14 protein-coding genes, 1 tRNA gene and 2 pseudogenes are annotated in these 19,219 nt (G+C 72.6%); 14 read left to right on the top strand and 3 right to left on the bottom strand.

Features of this window, described 5'->3' with window-relative positions:
* Nucleotides 1-126: pseudogene (locus BU197_RS05660) on the bottom strand (tryptophan synthase subunit beta); the annotation flags it as partial.
* Between the two features lie 98 nt (nucleotides 127-224).
* Between BU197_RS05660 and BU197_RS05655 the strand changes: the two are divergent.
* A pseudogene (locus tag BU197_RS05655) lies at nucleotides 225-878 on the top strand (class F sortase); the annotation flags it as partial.
* Between the two features lie 98 nt (nucleotides 879-976).
* Here BU197_RS05655 and BU197_RS05650 read toward each other — a convergent pair.
* Nucleotides 977-1,050 (bottom strand) — tRNA-Lys (locus BU197_RS05650).
* A gap of 185 nt (nucleotides 1,051-1,235) precedes the next feature.
* Here BU197_RS05650 and BU197_RS05645 point away from each other — a divergent pair.
* From BU197_RS05645 to BU197_RS05625, 5 genes are all read left to right on the top strand, one after another.
* On the top strand, nucleotides 1,236-2,699 hold the full coding sequence (locus BU197_RS05645; RefSeq protein WP_188267087.1) for a peptidoglycan-binding protein: 1,464 nt from the start codon (nucleotides 1,236-1,238) through the stop codon (nucleotides 2,697-2,699).
* A gap of 848 nt (nucleotides 2,700-3,547) precedes the next feature.
* On the top strand, nucleotides 3,548-5,482 hold the full coding sequence (locus BU197_RS30255; protein ID WP_188267086.1) for an SPFH domain-containing protein: 1,935 nt from the start codon (nucleotides 3,548-3,550) through the stop codon (nucleotides 5,480-5,482).
* Between the two features lie 196 nt (nucleotides 5,483-5,678).
* On the top strand, nucleotides 5,679-6,272 hold the full coding sequence (locus BU197_RS05635) for a lytic polysaccharide monooxygenase (RefSeq protein WP_188267085.1): 594 nt from the start codon (nucleotides 5,679-5,681) through the stop codon (nucleotides 6,270-6,272).
* Between the two features lie 321 nt (nucleotides 6,273-6,593).
* Entirely contained in the window at nucleotides 6,594-7,895 is a 1,302-nt protein-coding gene (locus BU197_RS05630) for a sensor histidine kinase (RefSeq protein WP_188267084.1), read from the top strand.
* Nucleotides 7,826-8,488, top strand: coding sequence for a response regulator (locus tag BU197_RS05625; RefSeq protein WP_188267083.1), 663 nt, complete (start codon nucleotides 7,826-7,828; stop codon nucleotides 8,486-8,488). Before BU197_RS05630 ends, BU197_RS05625 begins: the two co-directional genes overlap by 70 nt.
* Before the next feature lie 226 nt (nucleotides 8,489-8,714).
* Here the strand turns inward: BU197_RS05625 and BU197_RS05620 are convergent, their stop codons facing one another.
* Nucleotides 8,715-9,368 carry a response regulator transcription factor gene (locus BU197_RS05620; protein WP_317452170.1) on the bottom strand — a complete coding sequence of 218 codons (654 nt, stop codon included), beginning with the start codon at nucleotides 9,366-9,368 and terminating at the stop codon, nucleotides 8,715-8,717.
* An 834-nt stretch (nucleotides 9,369-10,202) separates the two neighbouring features.
* Between BU197_RS05620 and BU197_RS05615 the strand changes: the two genes are divergently transcribed.
* The 8 genes from BU197_RS05615 (at nucleotide 10,203) to BU197_RS05580 (ending at nucleotide 19,182) form a co-directional block, all read left to right on the top strand.
* Nucleotides 10,203-11,987 (top strand): acetyl/propionyl/methylcrotonyl-CoA carboxylase subunit alpha, encoded by a 1,785-nt coding sequence (locus BU197_RS05615; protein ID WP_188267081.1) that lies wholly within the window; start codon nucleotides 10,203-10,205, stop codon nucleotides 11,985-11,987.
* A 202-nt stretch (nucleotides 11,988-12,189) separates the two neighbouring features.
* Complete coding sequence (locus BU197_RS05610; RefSeq protein ID WP_188267080.1) at nucleotides 12,190-12,519, top strand: TcmI family type II polyketide cyclase; 330 nt, start codon at nucleotides 12,190-12,192, stop codon at nucleotides 12,517-12,519.
* Nucleotides 12,516-13,787 (top strand): beta-ketoacyl-[acyl-carrier-protein] synthase family protein, encoded by a 1,272-nt coding sequence (locus tag BU197_RS05605; RefSeq protein ID WP_188267079.1) that lies wholly within the window; start codon nucleotides 12,516-12,518, stop codon nucleotides 13,785-13,787. The genes BU197_RS05610 and BU197_RS05605 overlap by 4 nt, the downstream gene beginning before the upstream one ends.
* Nucleotides 13,784-15,064, top strand: a complete 1,281-nt coding sequence (locus BU197_RS05600; protein ID WP_188267078.1) for a ketosynthase chain-length factor — start codon at nucleotides 13,784-13,786, stop codon at nucleotides 15,062-15,064. The genes BU197_RS05605 and BU197_RS05600 overlap by 4 nt, the downstream gene beginning before the upstream one ends.
* 72 nt (nucleotides 15,065-15,136) lie before the next feature.
* Entirely contained in the window at nucleotides 15,137-15,409 is a 273-nt protein-coding gene (locus tag BU197_RS05595) for a phosphopantetheine-binding protein (RefSeq protein ID WP_188267077.1), read from the top strand.
* Between the two features lie 205 nt (nucleotides 15,410-15,614).
* On the top strand, nucleotides 15,615-16,400 hold the full coding sequence (gene fabG, locus BU197_RS05590; RefSeq protein WP_188267076.1) for a 3-oxoacyl-ACP reductase FabG: 786 nt from the start codon (nucleotides 15,615-15,617) through the stop codon (nucleotides 16,398-16,400).
* A gap of 95 nt (nucleotides 16,401-16,495) precedes the next feature.
* Entirely contained in the window at nucleotides 16,496-17,437 is a 942-nt protein-coding gene (locus BU197_RS05585) for an aromatase/cyclase (RefSeq protein WP_188267075.1), read from the top strand.
* A gap of 59 nt (nucleotides 17,438-17,496) precedes the next feature.
* A complete protein-coding gene (locus tag BU197_RS05580) occupies nucleotides 17,497-19,182 on the top strand; it encodes an FAD-dependent monooxygenase (protein ID WP_188267095.1) in 1,686 nt (561 codons plus the stop codon).
* Nucleotides 19,183-19,219 lie beyond the last annotated feature (37 nt).

Below are 19,219 nucleotides of genomic sequence, written 5' to 3'. Positions count from 1 at the left end.
GGCCGCGTCGTCGGTGACGGCGCGGTACTCGCCGCGACCGCTGTCCTTGAGGTACGCGTGCTCCGGGCCGATGCCCGGGTAGTCGAGGCCCGCCGAGATCGAGTAGGGCTCGGTGATCTGGCCCTCCCGGGCCGGGGGGGCGCCGGGCACGGGCCAGGCCGCGCCGACCGGAACGGGCCGGACCGGCGGCCGGGTCCCGGGCGCCGGGCAGGGACCGGACGGCGGGTTTCCGTCCGGCGGGCAACGGACGGCAGGCCGTCGGCGTCGTCTGGGCGGTCGCGCTGATCGGGCTCTGGCTCTGGGGCGGCGGGGCGGGGGAGGGGCTTGCCGGGACCGGGCCGACGACCGGCGACATCGCCGCCGTGGGGCGCCCGCTCGACATCGAGCTGCCCCCGGCGCACGACCCCATCGCCCCCGCCGGGCCCCGCTGGATCCAGATCCCCTCCCTCGGCGTCGACGCCCCCGTCGAGGCGCGCGGTCTGGACGCGGCAGGAGCGATCGACCCGCCGCCCTTCGAGCGGGCCCGTACGGTGGGCTGGTTCGGCTCCGGCACCCGGCCGGGCGCGGCGGGGGCGGCCCTCCTCGTCGGCCACGTCGACACCGAGACCCGCCCGGCCGTCTTCTACGGGCTGAGCGCGGCCCGCCCGGGGGAGAAGATCCGTATCACCCGGACGGACGACACGATCGCGGAATTCACCATCGACGACGTCCAGGTCCACCCCCGGGAGGGCTTCGATCCGGGCAAGGTCTACGGCGCCCGGGAACCGCACCGGGCGGAGCTGCGCCTGATCACCTGCGGCGGTACGTTCGACCGCGCGGCGGGCGTGTACACGGCGAACGTGGTGGTCTCGGCGTATCTGACGGCGACGGAGGACTGACCGGGGGCGGAGGGCCGCGGGCCTGGGCCGGGCATCGGCGGAAGGCGCGGGAGAAACGTCAAGGCCCCTCACCATCGGTGAGGGGCCTTGACTGTGCGTGCGCCGCCAGGGACTCGAACCCCGGACCCGCTGATTAAGAGTCAGCTGCTCTAACCAACTGAGCTAGCGGCGCCTGCTGACAGAGAGAACTCTACCCGACCTGCGGGTGTGCTCCCGACCAATTCCGGTCACCACCGGCCTGTCGGATGGTCGTATCGGGCCTTCGCTCCGTCAAAATGCGATTTGTCCAGACAGTTGAGACACTGGCGCCCGAAACAAGGGTGCCAAAGGATCTTGACGAGTGTGGAGGGGAATCGCATGAGCGTGCCGGTCTTCGAGGAAATCGAGCCAGCGGCGGACTGTGGCTGTCCGGGATGCGCACGACGGCGGCGCGATCTCGCGCTGGGCCTGGCCGTCGCGGACGGCGGTCACCCCGCCGCGCACGGCGCCCGCCGGGCGCTGGTCATGATGACGGCGGCGGGCATGGTCCTCGGCGGCGGCGGGGCGGCCTCCGCCATGGCCCCGGCGGGCACCGGCGCGGAGGTCGCGGGGCAGGGGACCTCCGGCACGACGGGCACGGTACGGACGGCCGCCGTCGTCCCCGTCGACAACCCGCAGGGCCGCCCCGAGCCGCTGCACGGCGGCTCCGGCGCCAAGGCCACCCCCTTCGCCGCCCCGATGCCGGGCCAGGGCCCGACCACCGGGCTGCGCCAGACCACCCGCACGGAGATCGTCAACCGCGCCAAGCTGTGGGTGAACGCCAAGGTCCCGTACTCGATGAACAAGTACTGGTCCGACGGCTACCGCCAGGACTGCTCCGGCTACATCTCGATGGCCTGGAACCTGCCCGGCAACGAGTGGACCGGCAGCCTCGCCCGCTTCGCCGACCGGATCGACCGCGCCGACCTCCAGCCCGGGGACATCCTCCTCTTCCACAACAACGCCGACCCGACGCGCGGCTCCCACGTCACGATCTTCGGCGGCTGGACCGACTACACCCACACCTCCTACATCGCCTACGAGCAGGCCAAGCCGCACACCCGCAAGCAGGCCACGCCCATGGCGTACTGGAACCACGCCGACCAGTACGTGGCCTACCGCTACAAGGGCGTGGTCGGCGGCGGCGACACGGGCTCCACGGGCGGCACCGGCAACGGCGGGTCGACCCCGGAGGCCGGTCAGTTCCCCGGCACCGCCATGTTCGGTCCCGGTGCGAGCAACGCGCACGTGACCCGGCTCGGGGAGCTGCTCGTACAGCGGGGCGGCAAGAAGTTCTACAGCCAGGGCCCCGGCCCGACGTGGGGCGAGGCGGACCGGCGGGCCACGCAGGCGTTCCAGCAGGCGCAGGGCTGGAAGGGCGCCGAGGCGGACGGTCTGCCCGGTCCGGGGACCTGGAAGCTCCTCGTCGGAGGCGGCGGCAAGGACATCGGCGGCACGACCGGCACGGGCACGGGTACCGGCACCGGAGGGGGCACCGGGACCGGTCCCGGCACCGGGACCGGCATCGGCGGTTCGAGTGGTTCGGGCGGCTCCAGTACCCCCGTCACGGACTTTCCCGGGCGTGGCTCCTTCCGTCCGGGCCAGTCCAACGCGTATGTGGAGACGCTGGGCAGACAACTGGTGAAGCGGGGTTTCGGCAAGCACTACACGTCGGGACCCGGTCCGCGCTGGACGGAGGCGGACCGCCGCAACGTCGAGGCTTTCCAGCGGGCACAGGGCTGGCGCGACGCGGCGGCCGACGGCTACCCGGGCCCGGAGACCTGGCGGCGCTTGTTCCGATGACCCCGAGAACATGAGGTGAACCCCGAATGACGGCACCGACCCCGAACCCGGCGGACTCCGGCGCGGCGGCCTCCCGCGACGCGGCCCGCACGGCCAGACGCCTGACGGACGGCACCCTCCCGAGAACGTCCCCGCCCCGGGGGACGGGGGGCGCGCCGGGTACGGGGCCGGGGGAGGGGGCGGTGCCGACGGCGGGGGTGGCTTCGGTGCCGGTGCCGGTTCCTGTTCCTGTTCCTGGGCCGGTGTCCGTGCCGGGTTCGGCTTCGGGCCTCGCGCCGGATCCGGGTGGGGCTGCGGCCCTGGTGTCGGATCCGGGCGGGGCTGCGGCCCCGGAGCGGGGGCCGGGGGTGGCTTCGGGGGTGGAGCCCGTAGGGGGCTCGGGTTCTGCCTCGGGTTCTGCCTCGGGCTGGGACTTGGGTTCGGGTTCGGCCTTGGGCTGGGACTCGCGTTCGGCCTCGGGCGTGGGCTGGGACTCGGGGGCAGGGCGGGTGCCGGATGAGGTACGGAGGGAGGGGGCGCCGACCTTGGCGGCGGACTCGGCCTGTGCCTCGGCCCCGGCCTCTCCTCTGGCTCCTCCGTCGGCCCCGGCTCCTGCCCCGGGTCAGGCCCCCGCCTCTGCCCTGGCCCCTCCGTCGGACCCGGTCCCGGCCTCTGCCCTGGCTCCTCCGTCGGACCCGGCCCCTCCGTCGGACCCGGCTTCTTCGCCGCGCCCGGCTCCTGCCTTGGGCCCGGCCCCCGCCCCGGGCCAGGCTGCGGCTTCGGTCGCGGAACCGGTCGCAGCCCCTTCTCCGGTATTCGCCCCGGCCTCCGCGTCGGCCTCTGCCCCGGCCTCCGCGTCGGCCCTGGGCATGGCTCCCGTCTCAAGTCCGGCGCTGGGCGGGTCCACGGGCGCGGCCACGGCCACGGCCACGGGCGCGGAGGCGGAGGCGGAAGCAGGCGTGGGCGTGGCCCCCGCCCGAGGCCCGGTTTCCGCTCCGGCTTCGGTCTCGGGGCCCGCCCCGGCCGCGACTCCGGTGGTCCCCGGGCCGGTCTCGGGCCCGGCTCCGGTGGCACCGCCCGCTCCGGCCCCCGAACCACCTCCCGCTCCCGTCCGGACGCGCGGGCCCGGGGACGAAGGCGCCGAGCCCGCCCCGGCGCCCGTCGGCGTACGGTCCGGTGACGACCGGCCGCGTCCCGAGGCCGGGAGTCCGTCCCGTACGGCGGAGGTTCCGCCCGCGCAGCCGGACGACACGGCGAAGCCCGCCGCCCCCGCCCCGCAGCCGTACGCCGAGAGCGCGGCGAAGACTCCCGCCGTCCCCGCTCCGACGGCCTCCGCGCCCCAGGCCCAAGGCCAGACCCCAGGGCGTGCCCAGGCCCCGTACGCCCCTGCCCCGACGGCCCCCGCGCCCCAGCCCCCCGGGCAGCCTCAGCCCCAAGCCCCCGTACAGGGGCAGGACCCCGTCCCCGGGAGCCTCGCTCCGGCGTCTGCGGTGGTCGCGCCGAGCCCCGCCCCCGGCACCCGCCCCGCTCCCGACTTCAAGCAGGTCATCGGGGTGCGGCAGGGGACCGTCGCCGTGCCCGTCGTCGGGGTCGTGCGGATGGCGCGGCGGAAGAACGTGATCGGGACCGAGACCACCGGGTCCATCCCGGTGCATCTGCTCTTCCGCGACCAGCCGGACGGCGCCGCGCCCCCGGTGCCGGGCGACGGCGGCGAAGGCGGTCCCGACACCATCGCCATGGCCGCCCCCGTACCCGTACCCGTACCGAAGGGTGGGCGGGGTCCGGGCATCCCGGCGCCGTCGAAGGTCAAGGCGCAGGCGCAGGCGCAGGCGCGGAAGGCGGGGGCGGTCGCGGAGCCCGCGCCGCGTTCTCCGGCTTCCCGGCCGTCTCCCCCCGCCGATCCGGGTCTTGTGGAGCGGCCGGGACCGGTGCTGCCGGGGTGGACCGGGGTGCTCGCCGGGTCGCTCGGGCTCGTCTGGTGCGCGGTGGTCCTGTGGTGGACCGGGGCCGTACCGGAGGCGGCGGCGGAGATGCTGCGGCTTCCCCTCCAGCCGTACCAGGGCATCCACCTCGGCCAGTGGGCGCTGCTGATGCTCGGCGTGGTGCTCGCCCTGTTCGCGTTCGGCGGGCTGGGCCGGGGGAGGGTCGGCTACGCGTGGGTCCTGACGCTCTTCGGCGACTACCGGGGCACGGTCCGCCGCAGCGGGCTGATCTGGGTGAGCCCGCTGCTGCTGCGCCACCGGGTGGACGTACGGCTCCGGCACTGGCGGAGCGAGCCGCTGCCGGCGGTGGACGCGAAGGGCACGGCGCTCGACGTGGTCGTCCTCGTGGTGTGGCGGGTGCGGGACACGGTCCGGGCGGCGCTCGGGGTCGAAGGCCACGAGGAGTATCTGCGGGAGCAGGTGGAGGCGGCGATGGCCCGGGTGCTCTCGCAGCTTCCGGCGGACGCGTTCCACGAGGACGCGCCGACGCTCCGGGACGCGGAGGCGGTCGGCGAGGCGCTGACACGGCTCCTGTCGGCGGAGTGCGTGCCGGTCGGCGTGGACGTGTTCTCGGCGCAGCCGACGCGGATCGAGTACGCGCCGGAGGTGGCGGCGGCGATGCGCCGCCGGCGGATCGCCGCGATCGACGCGAAGCACCGGGACAGCGTCCTGACCTCGGTGGTCGACGCGGTGGACGACGTGGTCCACCGGTTGACCAGCCGTGGTCTGGTGGAGCTCGACGACTACGAGCGCAAGGCGCTGGTCAAGGATCTGACGGTGGCCTTCTACACGGGAAGGACCGGTCCTGTCGAGGGTGCGTAAAGGATGGACAGGGGCAACTTCCGTCCATACCTTGGGAGTTGGTCCAGACCAAAATAAGGGGTGCGGTACGGCTCCCCGGCCGTGCCGTGTCCCGGTCTCCGGACCCGGTACCCGGCACGTGTACGTGGTACCCGGTACCTGGCACCTGTGCAGCACAGCCCGACGGAACACCCCCACGTTCTCCAGGAGCGACAGCATGCGCAAGAAGTCACTCGGGGCGGCGGTGGTGGCGCTCGGCGTCGCCGGCGTCACCTTCCTCTCCACCGGCACGGCGGGAAGCCACGGCTACACCGACGCGCCGATCAGCCGCCAGAAGCTCTGCGCCGACGGCACCGTCACCAACTGCGGCAACATCAAGTGGGAGCCGCAGTCGGTCGAGGGTCCGAAGGGCTTCCCCGCCGCCGGTCCCGCCGACGGCGCGATCTGTTCGGGCGGGCTCGGGCAGTTCGCCGAACTCGACGACCCCCGGGGCGGCGCGTGGCCCGCGACGCAGCTCACGGCGGGCCAGAGCTACAGCTTCCGCTGGCAGTTCACGGCCCGGCACGCCACCACCGACTTCAAGTACTACATCACCAGGAACGGCTGGAACCCGAACCAGAAGCTGACCCGGGCCTCGCTCGACCCGCAGCCGTTCCTGACCGTCCCCTACAACCGTCAGCAGCCGCCGGCGACCCTCACGCACTCCGGGACGATCCCGGCGGGCAAGACGGGCCGCCACCTCATCCTGGCCGTGTGGACGATCGCGGACACCGCCAACGCCTTCTACGCCTGCTCGGACGTCAACTTCTGACCTCCGGCCAGGCCCGCTCCCGGCATCCGCCCCCTCGCGGGGCCGATGCCACCCCGGCCGGGGTGCGAGCCGCGCCCCGGCCTCCCGCCCGCCAGTGCCGAGGGGCACCCGGTCCGGCTCCGCGCGGCGACACCCCCACGGCCGCCGCGCGGGGCAGGACCGAGACGGGCAGCCCTTGTTCCGGGGCGGTCTTCCGGCCGAGGCTGCCCCGCCCCCGGGGCAGCCCTCCCGAAGCGGCCCCCGAGGTAGTCCCAGCCCCACCCCCCTCCCGCCCTCCAGCCCCATGGCCTCCGTCGTCGCCCGCCCCCTACTGTGGCCCGCATGGAACCCCGTACGCCCTGGCAGGCGCTCACCCGGGCCCGTTTCCCGCCGGGGTCCCGGCCGTGGCGCGCGTGGGGGTATCTGCTGTCCGGGGCGCTGCTGGGGGCCGTCGTCTGCTGCGCCTTCCTGCTCCTGGGGCTCGCCTCGCTGATCCTGGTGGGGCTGCCGCCGCTGCTGCTCTCGGGGCTGGTCCTCGGTGGGATCGAGCGCCGAAGGCTCCGGCTGGTCGACCCCGCCCCGGCGCCGGACCCGCACCGGGTCCCCGCCGTCCCCGGGCTCGGGGCCTGGCTCCGGCTCCGGGCGGGGGAGCGGGCGACCTGGCGGGAGCTGGCGTACGCGCTGCTCCTCGCCACCGTCCTGTGGCCGCTCGACCTGCTGGTGGCCGCCGTCAGCGCGGGTCTGCCGGTGCTGCTGCTCGGCGCCCCCGTCCAGCTGGCGGTGGACGGTCACGAGGCCAAGGTCGTCAAGGCGTATCTGGTGACCTCCTACCCGGAGGCCCTCGCGGCGGCTCTGCTCGGCGCGGTGCTCCTGGTCGCCCTGACCTATCCGCTCGTCGCGTTCGCCGGGGCCCGCGCGGCCCTCGCCCGTGCGCTGCTGGTCCCGCGCGAGAGCGGGGCGCGGGACGGGATCGGGGAGGTCATCGCCTCCCGGGCCAGGCTCGTGGACGCCTTCGAGGCCGAGCGGCGCCGGATCGAGCGGGATCTGCACGACGGGGCCCAACAGCGTCTGGTGGCCCTGACGATGACCCTGGGGCTCGCCCGGCTCGACGTCCCGCCGGGTCCGGTGGCCGATCAGCTGGCGAAGGCGCACGAGGAGGCGGGCCGGGTCCTGACCGAGCTGCGGGAGCTGATCCACGGCATCCGTCCGCAGGTCCTGGCCGACTACGGGCTCGGCGCGGCGCTGGCCGACGCCGCCGACCGGTCCGCCGTCCCCGTGGACACGGACGTCGACCTGCCCCGGCTGCCCGAGGCGGTGGAGAGCGCCGGGTACTTCGCGGGCTGCGAGGCGCTGGCGAACGTGGCCCGGCACAGCGGTGCCTCCCGGGCGCGGCTGCGGGCCCGGTTCTCGGGCGGGGTGCTTCGGCTCGACGTCGAGGACGACGGGCGCGGCGGCGCCGACCCGGCCCGGGGTTCCGGGCTCACCGGTCTCGCGGACCGGATCGCCGTCCTGGACGGCACCCTGACGATCACGAGCCCGCCGGGCGGGCCGACCCTGCTGAGAGCGGAGATCCCGTGTCCCTTGCCGTCCGTCCCCTCCGAGTCGTCCTCGCCGAGGACGGTGTCCTCCTCCGGGAGGGCCTGATCGGGCTGTTGGCCCGCTTCGGGCACGAGGTGGTCGCCGCCGTGGGGGACGCCGACGCGCTGCGGGCGGCGGTCGCCGTCCACGAGCCGGACGTGGTGGTCACGGATGTGCGGATGCCGCCCGGTTTCCAGGACGAGGGGCTGCGGGCGGCGGTCGCGCTCCGCGCCGAGCGGCCCGCCCTTCCGGTCCTCGTGCTCAGCCAGTACGTGCAGCGCAGCTATGCCGCCGACCTTCTGGACGCGGGGGACGGCAGGGGCGTCGGCTATCTGCTCAAGGACCGGGTGGGGCAGGTGGAGGAGTTCCTCGACGCCCTCGCGCGGGTCGCGGACGGCGGGACGGTCGTCGATCCGGAGGTCGTACGGCAGTTGCTGCGGCGTCGGCGCGATCCGCTGGAGGCGCTGACCCCGCGCGAGCGGGAGGTGCTCGGGCTGGTGGCGGAGGGCAGGTCGAACGGGTCGATCGCGCGCCGTCTGGTGGTGACGGAGGCGGCGGTGGGCAAGCACATCGGCAACATCCTGGCGAAGCTGGACCTGCCCCCGGCCGAGGACACCCACCGCCGGGTCCTGGCGGTCCTCACGTACCTGAAGGCGTGAGGTCCCCGGGGCTCAGGCGGTGTCTTCGCATGGTGACGGCCGGTGGATCGCGGTGGGTTGACGTGTCGTCGTGAACTGCTCTGTTCCGAGGGGGAGTTCGTCCTGTCGAGCCTGCCCGGGATCCGGCGGCCGATCGCCTCGCGGTGCGTCTTTCCCTCGTCCGCCGCGAGTGGCGAGGTCACGGCCTCCTGCCTGAACTCCCTTCGTGCCGGGCGTGGTTGAGGTGCTAGGGGTGGCCCAGGCGGAAGCCGATGCCGCGCACGGTGAGGATCCATTCGCTGGAGCCGAGCTTGCCGCGCAGGGTGCCCACGTGGGTGTCGATGGTCCTGCCTCGTGGGGACCAGGCGTCTCCCCACACCTGGGCCATGATCTGGCGCCGGGGGATGACCGTGCCGGGCTGGGAGGCCAGCAGGTACAGCAGGTCGAATTCCTTGCGGGTGAGGTCCACCGGCTCCCCGTCCAGCGTGGCGACCCGGGCCCCCGCGTCGATGCGCAGCGCACCGTGGCTGACGACCCGGGACGCCGTGGTGTGCAGCCGGACGCGGCGCATCACCGCCTCCATGCGGGCGAGGAGTTCACGGAAGCCGTACGGCTTGACCAGGTAGTCGTCGGCCCCGGCCTGGAGGCCCAGGACGCGGTCCAGTTCGGAGTCGCGGGCGGTGACGGCGATGACGGGGGTGTCGCAGACGGCGCGGATGCTCCGGCAGACCTCCAGTCCGTCGAGGTCCGGCAGGTCGAGGTCGAGCAGGACGAGGTCGGCGCTTCCGTGCAGTTGGAGCGCCTGCGCCCCGGTGGAGATGCTCTGGGTGGCGTAACCCTGTCTCGCGAGCCCCTGGAGGAGGGTCTCCGCGGACCGGGCGTCGTTCTCGACGACCAGCACGCGCAGGACCTCGTCCCGGGGTGTGGTGGGGGATTCGGCTAACCGCGGGGACCGTGCAGTGGCCTGCCGACTCATCTGCTCCTCCTGAGGTGCACGATGTGATGATCGACTTTTAAATGCTCGTGACTGAAACGTATCAAATAAGTTCGATCGACTGTCAACTTTGCTCTTCTATGGGCCTGTTGCCACTTCCGTGGTCAGGCTTAGGTGGTAGCAGGAAAGGCTTTCTCTTAAAAAAGATTTATCAGCCTGCGGCGATTCCCGGACAAAAGTGAATCATTCGACCGGCGGGTGGGCGGGGAGAAGATCCCGGACCTGCGGGGTTTCCCGATTCCGCCAATCGGGCGGAGGTAAAAATTCCCCTTGCGGAATTATGCGCACACCTGTGAAGTGGATGGAACCATTCGCGTTTCCCTGCCTCCGGGGGCGGCCTGGCCTCGTGTGGACCGGCCGGGTGCGGTGCCGTCGCCGAACCCGGCGGTGCGGCCGTACGCATGTCCCGCCTCGCGGTTCACACCGTTCCGCCGGACGATGGAAAACACATGGGGTTTACGCGGCCTTTAACCGGAGGACGGGGCGGGAGTTCAAGTGTGAATAGGCCCGACGGAAGATCCCGAGAATCCGGTCCTGGCAAGACGGAGGCCGCCCCGGCTCATGCCCGGACGGTTGGCGAAGACCTGACCCGGTCCTGACCCGGCTCTTTCCGCTTGGGAGGAATTCCGCACTCCGCCTGCCAATTCGGACCCGTTCCTGAAGCCGGTCGCGTTGAAGAAGGGCGGACGGAACGCGGAGGGTGGCGGCAGTGGCCGGAGAAGAAGCTCAGGGGGAGCCATCGTGCGCAAGGTGCTCATCGCCAACCGTGGCGAAATCGCTGTCCGTGTGGCGCGGGCGTGTCGTGACGCCGGTATCGGCAGCGTGGCCGTGTACGCCGAGCCTGACCGGGACGCCCTGCACGTCCGGGCGGCCGACGAGGCGTTCGCTCTGGGCGGTGACACTCCGGCGACCAGTTACCTGGACATGGCGAAGGTCCTCCAGGCGGCCAAGGACTCGGGTGCCGACGCGATCCACCCCGGGTACGGCTTCCTGTCGGAGAACGCGGAGTTCGCGCAGGCGGTCCTCGACGCCGGTCTCACCTGGATCGGTCCGCCGCCGCAGGCCATCCGTGATCTGGGTGACAAGGTCGCCGCCCGTCACATCGCCCAGCGTGCCGGCGCCCCGCTGGTCGCGGGCACCCCCGACCCGGTGTCGGGTGCGGCCGAGGTCGTGGCCTTCGCACGGGAGCATGGTCTGCCGATCGCGATCAAGGCGGCGTTCGGCGGCGGCGGGCGTGGTCTGAAGGTGGCCCGGACGCTGGAAGAGGTTCCCGAGCTGTACGACTCCGCGGTCCGCGAGGCCGTCGCGGCCTTCGGGCGGGGCGAGTGCTTCGTGGAGCGCTACCTGGACAAGCCCCGGCATGTGGAGACGCAGTGCCTGGCCGACTCCCGCGGCAACGTGGTCGTCGTGTCCACGCGTGACTGCTCGCTCCAGCGCCGCCATCAGAAGCTGGTCGAGGAGGCCCCCGCACCGTTCCTGACCCCGGAGCAGAACGAACAGCTGTACGCGGCGTCGAAGGCGATCCTGCGGGAGGCCGGTTACGTCGGCGCCGGAACGGTGGAGTTCCTCGTCGGCACGGACGGCACGATCTCCTTCCTGGAGGTCAACACCCGTCTCCAGGTCGAACACCCGGTCACCGAGGAGGTCACCGGTCTCGACCTGGTCCGCGAGATGTTCCGCATCGCCGACGGCGAGGAGCTGGGCTACGGCGACCCCGAGGTGCGGGGTCACTCCTTCGAGTTCCGTATCAACGGCGAGGACCCGGGCCGCGGCTTCCTGCCCGCCCCCGGCACCGTCACCCTCTTCGCCCCGCCCACCGGCCCCGGCGTCCGCCTCGACGCGGGCGTCGAGACCGGCAGCGTGATCGGCCCGGCGTGGGACTCGCTCCTCGCCAAGCTGATCGTCACCGGCGCCACCCGTGAACAGGCGCTCCAGCGCGCCGCTCGCGCCCTGGCCGAGTTCAAGGTCGAGGGCATGGCGACGGCGATCCCGTTCCACCAGGCCGTCGTGGTCGACCCGGACTTCACCACCGACCCGTTCCGCGTCCACACCCGGTGGATCGAGACGGAGTTCGTCAACGAGATCAAGCCCTTCGCCCCGGCCGGTACCGACACCGACGAGGACGAGACGGGCCGCGAGACGATCGTCGTCGAGGTCGGCGGCAAACGCCTTGAGGTCTCCCTGCCGTCCTCACTCGGCATGACCCTCGCCCGTACGGGCCTGGCGGCCGGTGCGAAGCCGAAGCGCCGCGCGGCGAAGAAGTCCGGCCCCGCCGCCTCCGGCGACACCCTCGCCTCCCCCATGCAGGGCACCATCGTGAAGGTGGCGGTCGAGGAGGGCCAGGAGGTCAAGGAGGGCGACCTGATCGTCGTCCTGGAGGCCATGAAGATGGAGCAGCCGCTGAACGCGCACCGCGCGGGCACCATCAAGGGCCTGACCGCCGAGGTCGGCGCGTCGGTGACCTCGGGCGCCACCATCTGCGACATCGGTAACAGGGACGTCGAAAACCGGGTCGCGGCGGAATGACCCCCTCCCCGCATTCCCGGGACTTCCGGCCCGCCCTTTGCGTGGTCCTTCATCTTCCGGACGCTTCTGCGATTACCTGACACTGTCCTGACACGGTCGTCGTTGAAACCTTGCGAGACCCTCGGGATACTTGTTCTGAATTCCTTGGGTGCTTCGGCGGATGCCTCATGCATTTCGAAGAAGCCCCATAGAGGGGAGAACCATGCACAGCACGCTGATCGTGGCTCGAATGGACCCCGCGTCGAGCATTGACGTCGCCCGGCTTTTCGGCGCGTTCGACGCGACGGAAATGCCGCACCGCATGGGAACGCGGGGGCGCCAGCTCTTCCGGTACCAGGGCCTCTATTTCCACCTCCAGGACTTCGACGCCGACAACGGTGGCGAGCTGATCGAGCAGGCCAAGGCCGACCCCCGCTTCGTGGCGATCAGCGACGACCTCAAGCCGTTCATCGAGGCGTACGACCCGAAGACCTGGCGATCTCCGGCCGATGCCATGGCCACCCGCTTTTACCACTGGGAGGCTTCCGCGTGAGTGGCCGACGAGTCGTCATCACCGGCATCGAGGTATTGGCTCCCGGCGGTATCGGACGGGACCGGTTCTGGGAGCTGCTGAGCCAGGGCCGTACCGCCACCCGTGAGATCACCTTCTTCGACGCCACGCCTTTCCGCTCCCGGGTCGCCGCCGAGATCGATTTCGATCCCGAAGCCCATGGCCTCACCCCGCAGGAGATCCGCCGCATGGACCGCGCCGCGCAGTTCGCGGTGGTCGCGGCGCGCGGCGCGGTCGCGGACAGCGGCATCGACGTGGAGGCGTACGACCCCTACCGCGTGGGCGTCACCATAGGCAGCGCCGTCGGCGCCACCATGGGCCTGGACGAGGAGTACAAGGTCGTCAGCGACAGCGGCCGGCTGCATCTGGTCGACCACGCCTACGCCGTCCCGCACCTCTACAACTATCTGGTCCCCAGCTCGTTCGCGGCCGAGGTCGCCTGGGAGGTCGGCGCGCAGGGACCCGCCACCGTGGTCTCCACCGGCTGCACCTCCGGCATCGACTCCGTCGGCCACGCCGTCGAGCTGATCCGTGAGGGCACCGCCGACGTCATGGTCGCCGGTTCCTCCGACGCCCCGATATCCCCGATCACCATGGCCTGCTTCGACGCCATCAAGGCCACCACCCCCCGGCACGACGAACCCGGGCGCGCCTCCCGTCCCTTCGACGGCACCCGCAACGGCTTCGTCCTGGGCGAGGGGGCCGCCGTGTTCGTCCTGGAGGAGAGGGAGAGCGCCAGGAAACGCGGCGCGCACGTCTACGCCGAGATCGCCGGCTACGCCACCCGCTCCAACGCGTACCACATGACGGGACTGCGCCCGGACGGGGCGGAGATGGCGGAGGCCATCGGGACGGCACTGGCCGAGGCCCGGATGAACCCCGACGAGATCGACTACGTCAACGCGCACGGTTCCGGCACCAAGCAGAACGACCGGCACGAGACAGCGGCCTTCAAGAGGAGCCTCGGGGACCACGCGTACCGGACTCCGGTCAGCTCCATCAAGTCGATGGTCGGCCACTCGCTGGGAGCCATCGGTTCGATCGAGATCGCGGCCTCCGCCCTCGCCATGGAGCACCACGTCGTGCCGCCCACGGCCAACCTGCACACCCCGGACCCGGAGTGCGACCTCGACTACGTGCCGCTGCTGGCGCGGGAGCAGCTCGTCGACACCGTCCTGACCGTGGGCAGCGGATTCGGCGGATTCCAGAGCGCCATGGTGCTGGCGCGTCCCGAGAGGAGCGCGGCATGACCGTCTCCGTCGTCGTGACCGGTCTGGGCGTCGTCGCCCCCAACGGCCTGGGCACCCGGGAGTTCTGGTCGGCGACGCACAGCGGGAAGAACGCGATCGGCCGCGTCACCCGGTTCGACCCGTCGCCCTACCCCTCGACGCTGGCGGGGGAGGTGCCCGGCTTCGTCGCCGAGGACCACCTGCCGAGCCGGCTGATCCCGCAGACCGACCGGATGACCCGGATGGCGCTGGTCGCGGCCGACTGGGCGCTGGCGGACGCGGGCATCGACCCCAAGGACGTACCCGCCTACGACATGGGCGTGGTCATGGCCAGTTCCTCGGGCGGCTTCGAGTTCGGCCAGAACGAGCTGCGCAAGCTGTGGAGCCAGGGCAGCCAGCATGTCTCCGCGTACCAGTCGTTCGCATGGTTCTACGCGGTCAACAGCGGCCAGATCTCGATCCGCAACGGCATGAAGGGCCCCAGCGGCGTCACCGTCAGCGACCAGGCGGGCGGCCTCGACGCGATCGCGCACGGCCGCCGGCTCATCCGCAAGGGCACTCCGGTGATCGTCTCCGGGGCGGTCGACGCGTCGATCTGCCCCTGGGGCTGGGTGGCCCAGCAGGCGTCCGGGCGGCTCAGCACCAGCGACGAGCCGTCCCGTGCCTATCTGCCCTTCGACGCCGACGCGTCCGGCCACGTGCCGGGAGAGGGCGGCGCCGTCCTGATCATGGAGTCGGCCGAGTCGGCCCGGTCGCGGGGGGCACGGGTCTACGGCGAGATCGCCGGCTACGGCGCCACCTTCGACCCCAGGCCGGGCAGCGGGCGGGAGCCCGGACTGCGCCGGGCGGTCGAACTGGCCCTGGCGGACGCGGGCGTGGCCGCCGCCGACGTCGACGTGGTCTTCGCGGACGCGGCCGGGGTGCCGGAACTGGACCGGGCGGAAGCGGAGGCGCTCAGCGCGGTCTTCGGTCCCGGGGGAGTGCCCGTGACCGCGCCGAAGACGATGACCGGACGGCTCTACTCGGGAGCGGCGCCCCTCGACGTCGCCACGGCGCTGCTGGCCATCGAGGAGGGCGCGATCCCTCCGACGGTCAACGTCGCCGCCGAGCAGTCGTACGGCCTCGACCTGGTGACCTCGGCGCCCCGGGCGGCCCGGATCCGTACGGCACTGGTCCTGGCACGCGGCTACGGAGGCTTCAACTCCGCGGCCGTCGTGCGTGCCGTCGGAGCCGACGCGAAGGCCCAGGGCACCGGCCGGACCGCCTCCGCCGCACGCCTCGCCGACGAGGCCCCCTGAGACCTGTCCGACTCCCGCCGAACCGAACCGAACCGAACCGAACCGAACCGAACCGAACCGGAAGGAATCCCTGTGTCCACTGCCGAATTCACCCTGGACGACCTGCGCCGCATCCTGCTGGAGGCCGCGGGCGCGGACGAGGGGGTCGACCTGCACGGCGACATCCTCGACGTGCGGTTCGAGGCCCTGGGCTACGAGTCGCTGGCCCTCCTGGAGACCGGCAGCCGCATCGAGAGCGAGTACCGCGTCGCCCTCGACGAGGAGCTGCTGTCCGAGGCCGACACGCCGCGCGCCCTCATCGCCGTCGTCAACCAGGCGGTCATGGGCGCCCACCGCGCCGCCTGACCGCGCCGCCACGCCGGGGTGACGCCCTCCGCGCGGACCCGCCCCGCGCCCGCGCGGCCCGCCGTGCCGGTGCCCCGAACGAACGAACCGCCCGTACCGTCCCGCTCCGGCGGCCCGACGGCAGAGGGAGTCCCGGCCCCGCCGGCTCCGCCCGCCGTCCTCCGTCCGCCGTCACCGGAACTCCGGACCTCCGGAAAGGAAGAACATGTCTGTGCAGGAGAAGCGCGTCGCACTCGTGACGGGTGCCACGAGCGGCATCGGACTGGCCGCCGCCCGTGCGCTGGCCGCCGACGGCCACCGCGTCTTCATCGGCGCGCGCAGTGCCGAGACCGTCGCCGAGACCGTGAAGCAGCTCCGGGACGAGGGCCTGGAGGTCGACGGCACCGTCCTCGACGTACGGGACCAGGGCTCGGCCACCGCCTTCGTCCGGGCGGCCGTCGACCGGTTCGGCGACGTCGACGTGCTGGTCAACAACGCGGGCCGGTCCGGAGGCGGGGTCACCGCCGACATCGAGGACGAGCTGTGGGCCGATGTCCTGGAGACCAACCTCACCAGCGTCTTCCGTATGACCAGGGAAGTGCTCAACGCGGGTGGCATGCGCCGCAAGAGCCGCGGTCGCATCATCAACATCGCCTCCACGGCGGGCAAGCAGGGCGTCGTGCTGGGTGCCCCCTACTCCGCCTCGAAGCATGGCGTCGTCGGCTTCACCAAGGCCCTCGGCAATGAGCTGGCCCCGTCCGGCATCACCGTGAACGCCGTCTGCCCCGGTTACGTCGAGACGCCGATGGCCGAACGGGTGCGGGCCGGTTACGCCGCCGCGTACGACACCACCGAGGAGGCGATCCTGCGCAAGTTCCAGGCGAAGATCCCCCTCGGCCGGTACTCCACGCCCGGCGAGGTCGCCGGGATGGTCGCCTATCTGGCCTCCGACACGGCCGCCTCGGTCACCGCGCAGGCCATCAACGTCTGCGGCGGACTCGGCAACTTCTGAACGGCGCCGCACCCGCGGGCGGCTTCCCGTCCGGTGCACGCGCACCGGACCGCGCCCGCTCCCCACCCGCACCCACCCTGGAGACGAGAGCCGTCATGACGACCCGTGAGGTTGAGCACGAGATCACGATCACCGCACCGGCACCGGAGGTGTACCGGCTGCTCGCGGAGGTCGGCAACTGGCCGTTGATCTTTCCCCCCACGCTTCACGCGGACCGCGTGGAGGGCGACGGGACGTGGGAGCGGATACGGATCTGGGCGACGGCCAACGGCGAGCCCAAGAACTGGACGTCGTGGCGCGAACTCGACCCCGAGGCGCTGCGCATCACCTTCCGCCAGGAGGTCACCACGCCTCCGGTGGCCGCGATGGGCGGCACCTGGATCATCGAGCCGCTGGGGGCGCGGGAGTCACGGGTCCGACTGCGGCACGACTATCGGGCGGTCGGCGACGACCCGCACGACCTCGTCTGGATCGACCGGGCGGTGGACACCAACAGCCGTAAGGAACTCGCCGCGTTGAAGGAGAACGTGGAAGCGGCGCACGCCGCACGGGAGCTGACGTTCTCCTTCGAGGACAGCGTCCTGATCGACGGATCCGCCAAGGACGCCTACGACTTCGTCCACGACGCCCACCTGTGGCCCCAACGACTTCCCCACGTCGCCACCGTCCACCTCACCGAAACCAGCCCCGGACTGCAAACCCTGCGCATGGACACCCAAGCCAAAGACGGCACCACCCACACCACCAGCTCCCACCGCATCACCTTCCCCCACCACACCATCATCTACAAACAAACCACCCTGCCCGCCCTCATGACCCATCACACCGGCCGCTGGACCTTCCACCCCACCCCCCAAGGTCTGACCGCCACCTCCCACCACACCATCACCCTCAACCCCCACAACATCGCCACCGTCCTCGGCCCCCACACCACCACCCACGACGCCCGCACCTACCTCCACACCGCCCTCTCCACCAACAGCCTCGCCACCCTCCACCACGCCAAAGCCTTCGCGGAAAACCGGCGCAGGCCATGACCCCGGGCAGCATGACACCGGCCACGGACGTCACAGATGTCACGGACGCCATGGACGCCATGGACGCCACGGACGTCACGGATGTCACGGATGTCGTGGTCGTCGGTGCGGGGCCGACCGGGCTGATGCTCGCCGCCGAGCTGTGTCTGGGCGGCGCCCGGACGACCGTGGTCGACGAGCGTTCCGGACCCACCGCCGAGTCGCGCGCCTCCACCCTGCACGCCCGCACGATGGAGATCCTGGACTCCCGCGGCCTGCTGGCCGCGCTGGACGGGCCGCCCCGGGAAACACGCGGCCACTTCGGCGGGCTGCCCATGGACCTGACTCCGCCCGGACCGCTCGGCGGCCCGTACCCCGGGCAGTGGAAGGTCTCCCAGACCCGGACCGAGGAACTGCTCGGGGAACGGGCCGCCGCCCTCGGCGCCGATCTGCGGCGGCGGCACCGGCTGCTCTCCCTGGAGACGCACGCGGACGGGGTCGCCGTCCGGGCCGAGGGACCCGGTGGGGAGCCGCTGCTCCTGCGCGCCTCCTACCTGGTCGCCTGCGACGGCGAGGAGAGCACCGTACGGCGCCTGACCGGGGCCGCGTTCCCCGGCAGGGACGCCGGACGCGAACTGCTGCGCGCCGACGTGACCGGAGTCCGGATCGCCGACCGGCGCTTCCAGCGGCTGGAACGGGGCCTTGCGATCGCCGCCACCCGGAACGGGACGACCCGGGTGATGGTGCACGAGTTCGGCCGCCGGGCCGTTCCCCGTGACGGTGGCGCGCCGGACTTCGCCGAGGTGGCGCGGGCGTGGCGGCGGGTCACCGGCGAGGACATCTCCCACGGCACCCCGCTGTGGGTCAACGCCTTCGGCGACACCGATCGTCAACTGGCCCGTTACCGGCACGGCCGGGTGCTCTTCGCGGGCGACGCGGCCCACCGGCAGATGCCCAGCGGGGGCCAGGCCCTCAACCTCGGAGTGCAGGATGCCTTCAACCTCGGGTGGAAGCTGGCCGCGGTGGTACGCGGCGGCGTCGGCGAGGACCTGCTCGACACCTACCACCGGGAGCGCCACGCGGTGGGCCGCCGGACCCTGGCGAACATCCGGGCCCAGACGTACCTGCTCCTCGGCGGCCCCGAGGTGGAACCGGCCCGCGCCCTGCTGGGGGAGCTGATGTCCCTGGAGGAGGTGAGGGGGTCGCTGGCCGGTGCGATCAGCGGAGTCGGCATCCGGTACGACACCGCCGAAGGCCGCCATCCCCTGCTCGGCCGACGCCTGCCGGACGCGGCCCTCACCGGCACGGAAGCGGGTGTGGATACGGATACGGGTGCTGGTGCTGGTGCTGGTGCCGACGCGTACGCGGATGCCGGGACCGGGATCGGGACCGGCGCGGGTCCCGCCCGACCGGCGTCAAACCGCGGCACCCCGCGCACCACCGAACTGCTCCGCTCCGGCCGGGGCGTGCTCCTGCTCCTCGGCGCGGACGGCGCCGGGGCGCTGCGGGAGACCGCCGCGCCCTGGGCCGGTACGGGCCGGATCACCGTCGTCGAAGCCCGGCCCCGCACCGGACAGGACGAGGAACTGCTCGGCACCGAAGCCCTGCTGGTCAGGCCGGACGGGTACGTCGCCTGGGCGGGGGCGCGGGCCGAGGGGCTGACCGAGGCGTTCCGCCGCTGGTTCGGCACGCCGACCGCCACCCCACGGACCGGGTCCCGCACCGCCACGCCGACGGCGCCCGACACTTCCCGGCGAACTTCCTAGCCCATCCACGCACCCACCCTGTGCCCCCTGACGCGCA

This window comes from Streptomyces sp. CBMA291 (assembly GCF_014596525.1).
Classification (GTDB): Bacteria; Actinomycetota; Actinomycetes; order Streptomycetales; family Streptomycetaceae; genus Streptomyces.
This window is presented reverse-complemented; position numbering and strand designations above follow the sequence as displayed.

Coding starts and splice junctions, on each gene's coding strand:
- BU197_RS05600 (WP_188267078.1), top strand. CDS start 13,784: ATGACCGTCTCCGTCGTCGTGACCGGTCTGGGCGTCGTCGCCCCCAAC.
- fabG (WP_188267076.1), top strand. CDS start 15,615: ATGTCTGTGCAGGAGAAGCGCGTCGCACTCGTGACGGGTGCCACGAGC.
- BU197_RS05580 (WP_188267095.1), top strand. CDS start 17,497: ATGGACGCCACGGACGTCACGGATGTCACGGATGTCGTGGTCGTCGGT.
- BU197_RS05645 (WP_188267087.1), top strand. CDS start 1,236: ATGAGCGTGCCGGTCTTCGAGGAAATCGAGCCAGCGGCGGACTGTGGC.
- BU197_RS05610 (WP_188267080.1), top strand. CDS start 12,190: ATGCACAGCACGCTGATCGTGGCTCGAATGGACCCCGCGTCGAGCATT.
- BU197_RS05585 (WP_188267075.1), top strand. CDS start 16,496: ATGACGACCCGTGAGGTTGAGCACGAGATCACGATCACCGCACCGGCA.
- BU197_RS30255 (WP_188267086.1), top strand. CDS start 3,548: ATGGCTCCCGTCTCAAGTCCGGCGCTGGGCGGGTCCACGGGCGCGGCC.
- BU197_RS05630 (WP_188267084.1), top strand. CDS start 6,594: ATGGAACCCCGTACGCCCTGGCAGGCGCTCACCCGGGCCCGTTTCCCG.
- BU197_RS05635 (WP_188267085.1), top strand. CDS start 5,679: ATGCGCAAGAAGTCACTCGGGGCGGCGGTGGTGGCGCTCGGCGTCGCC.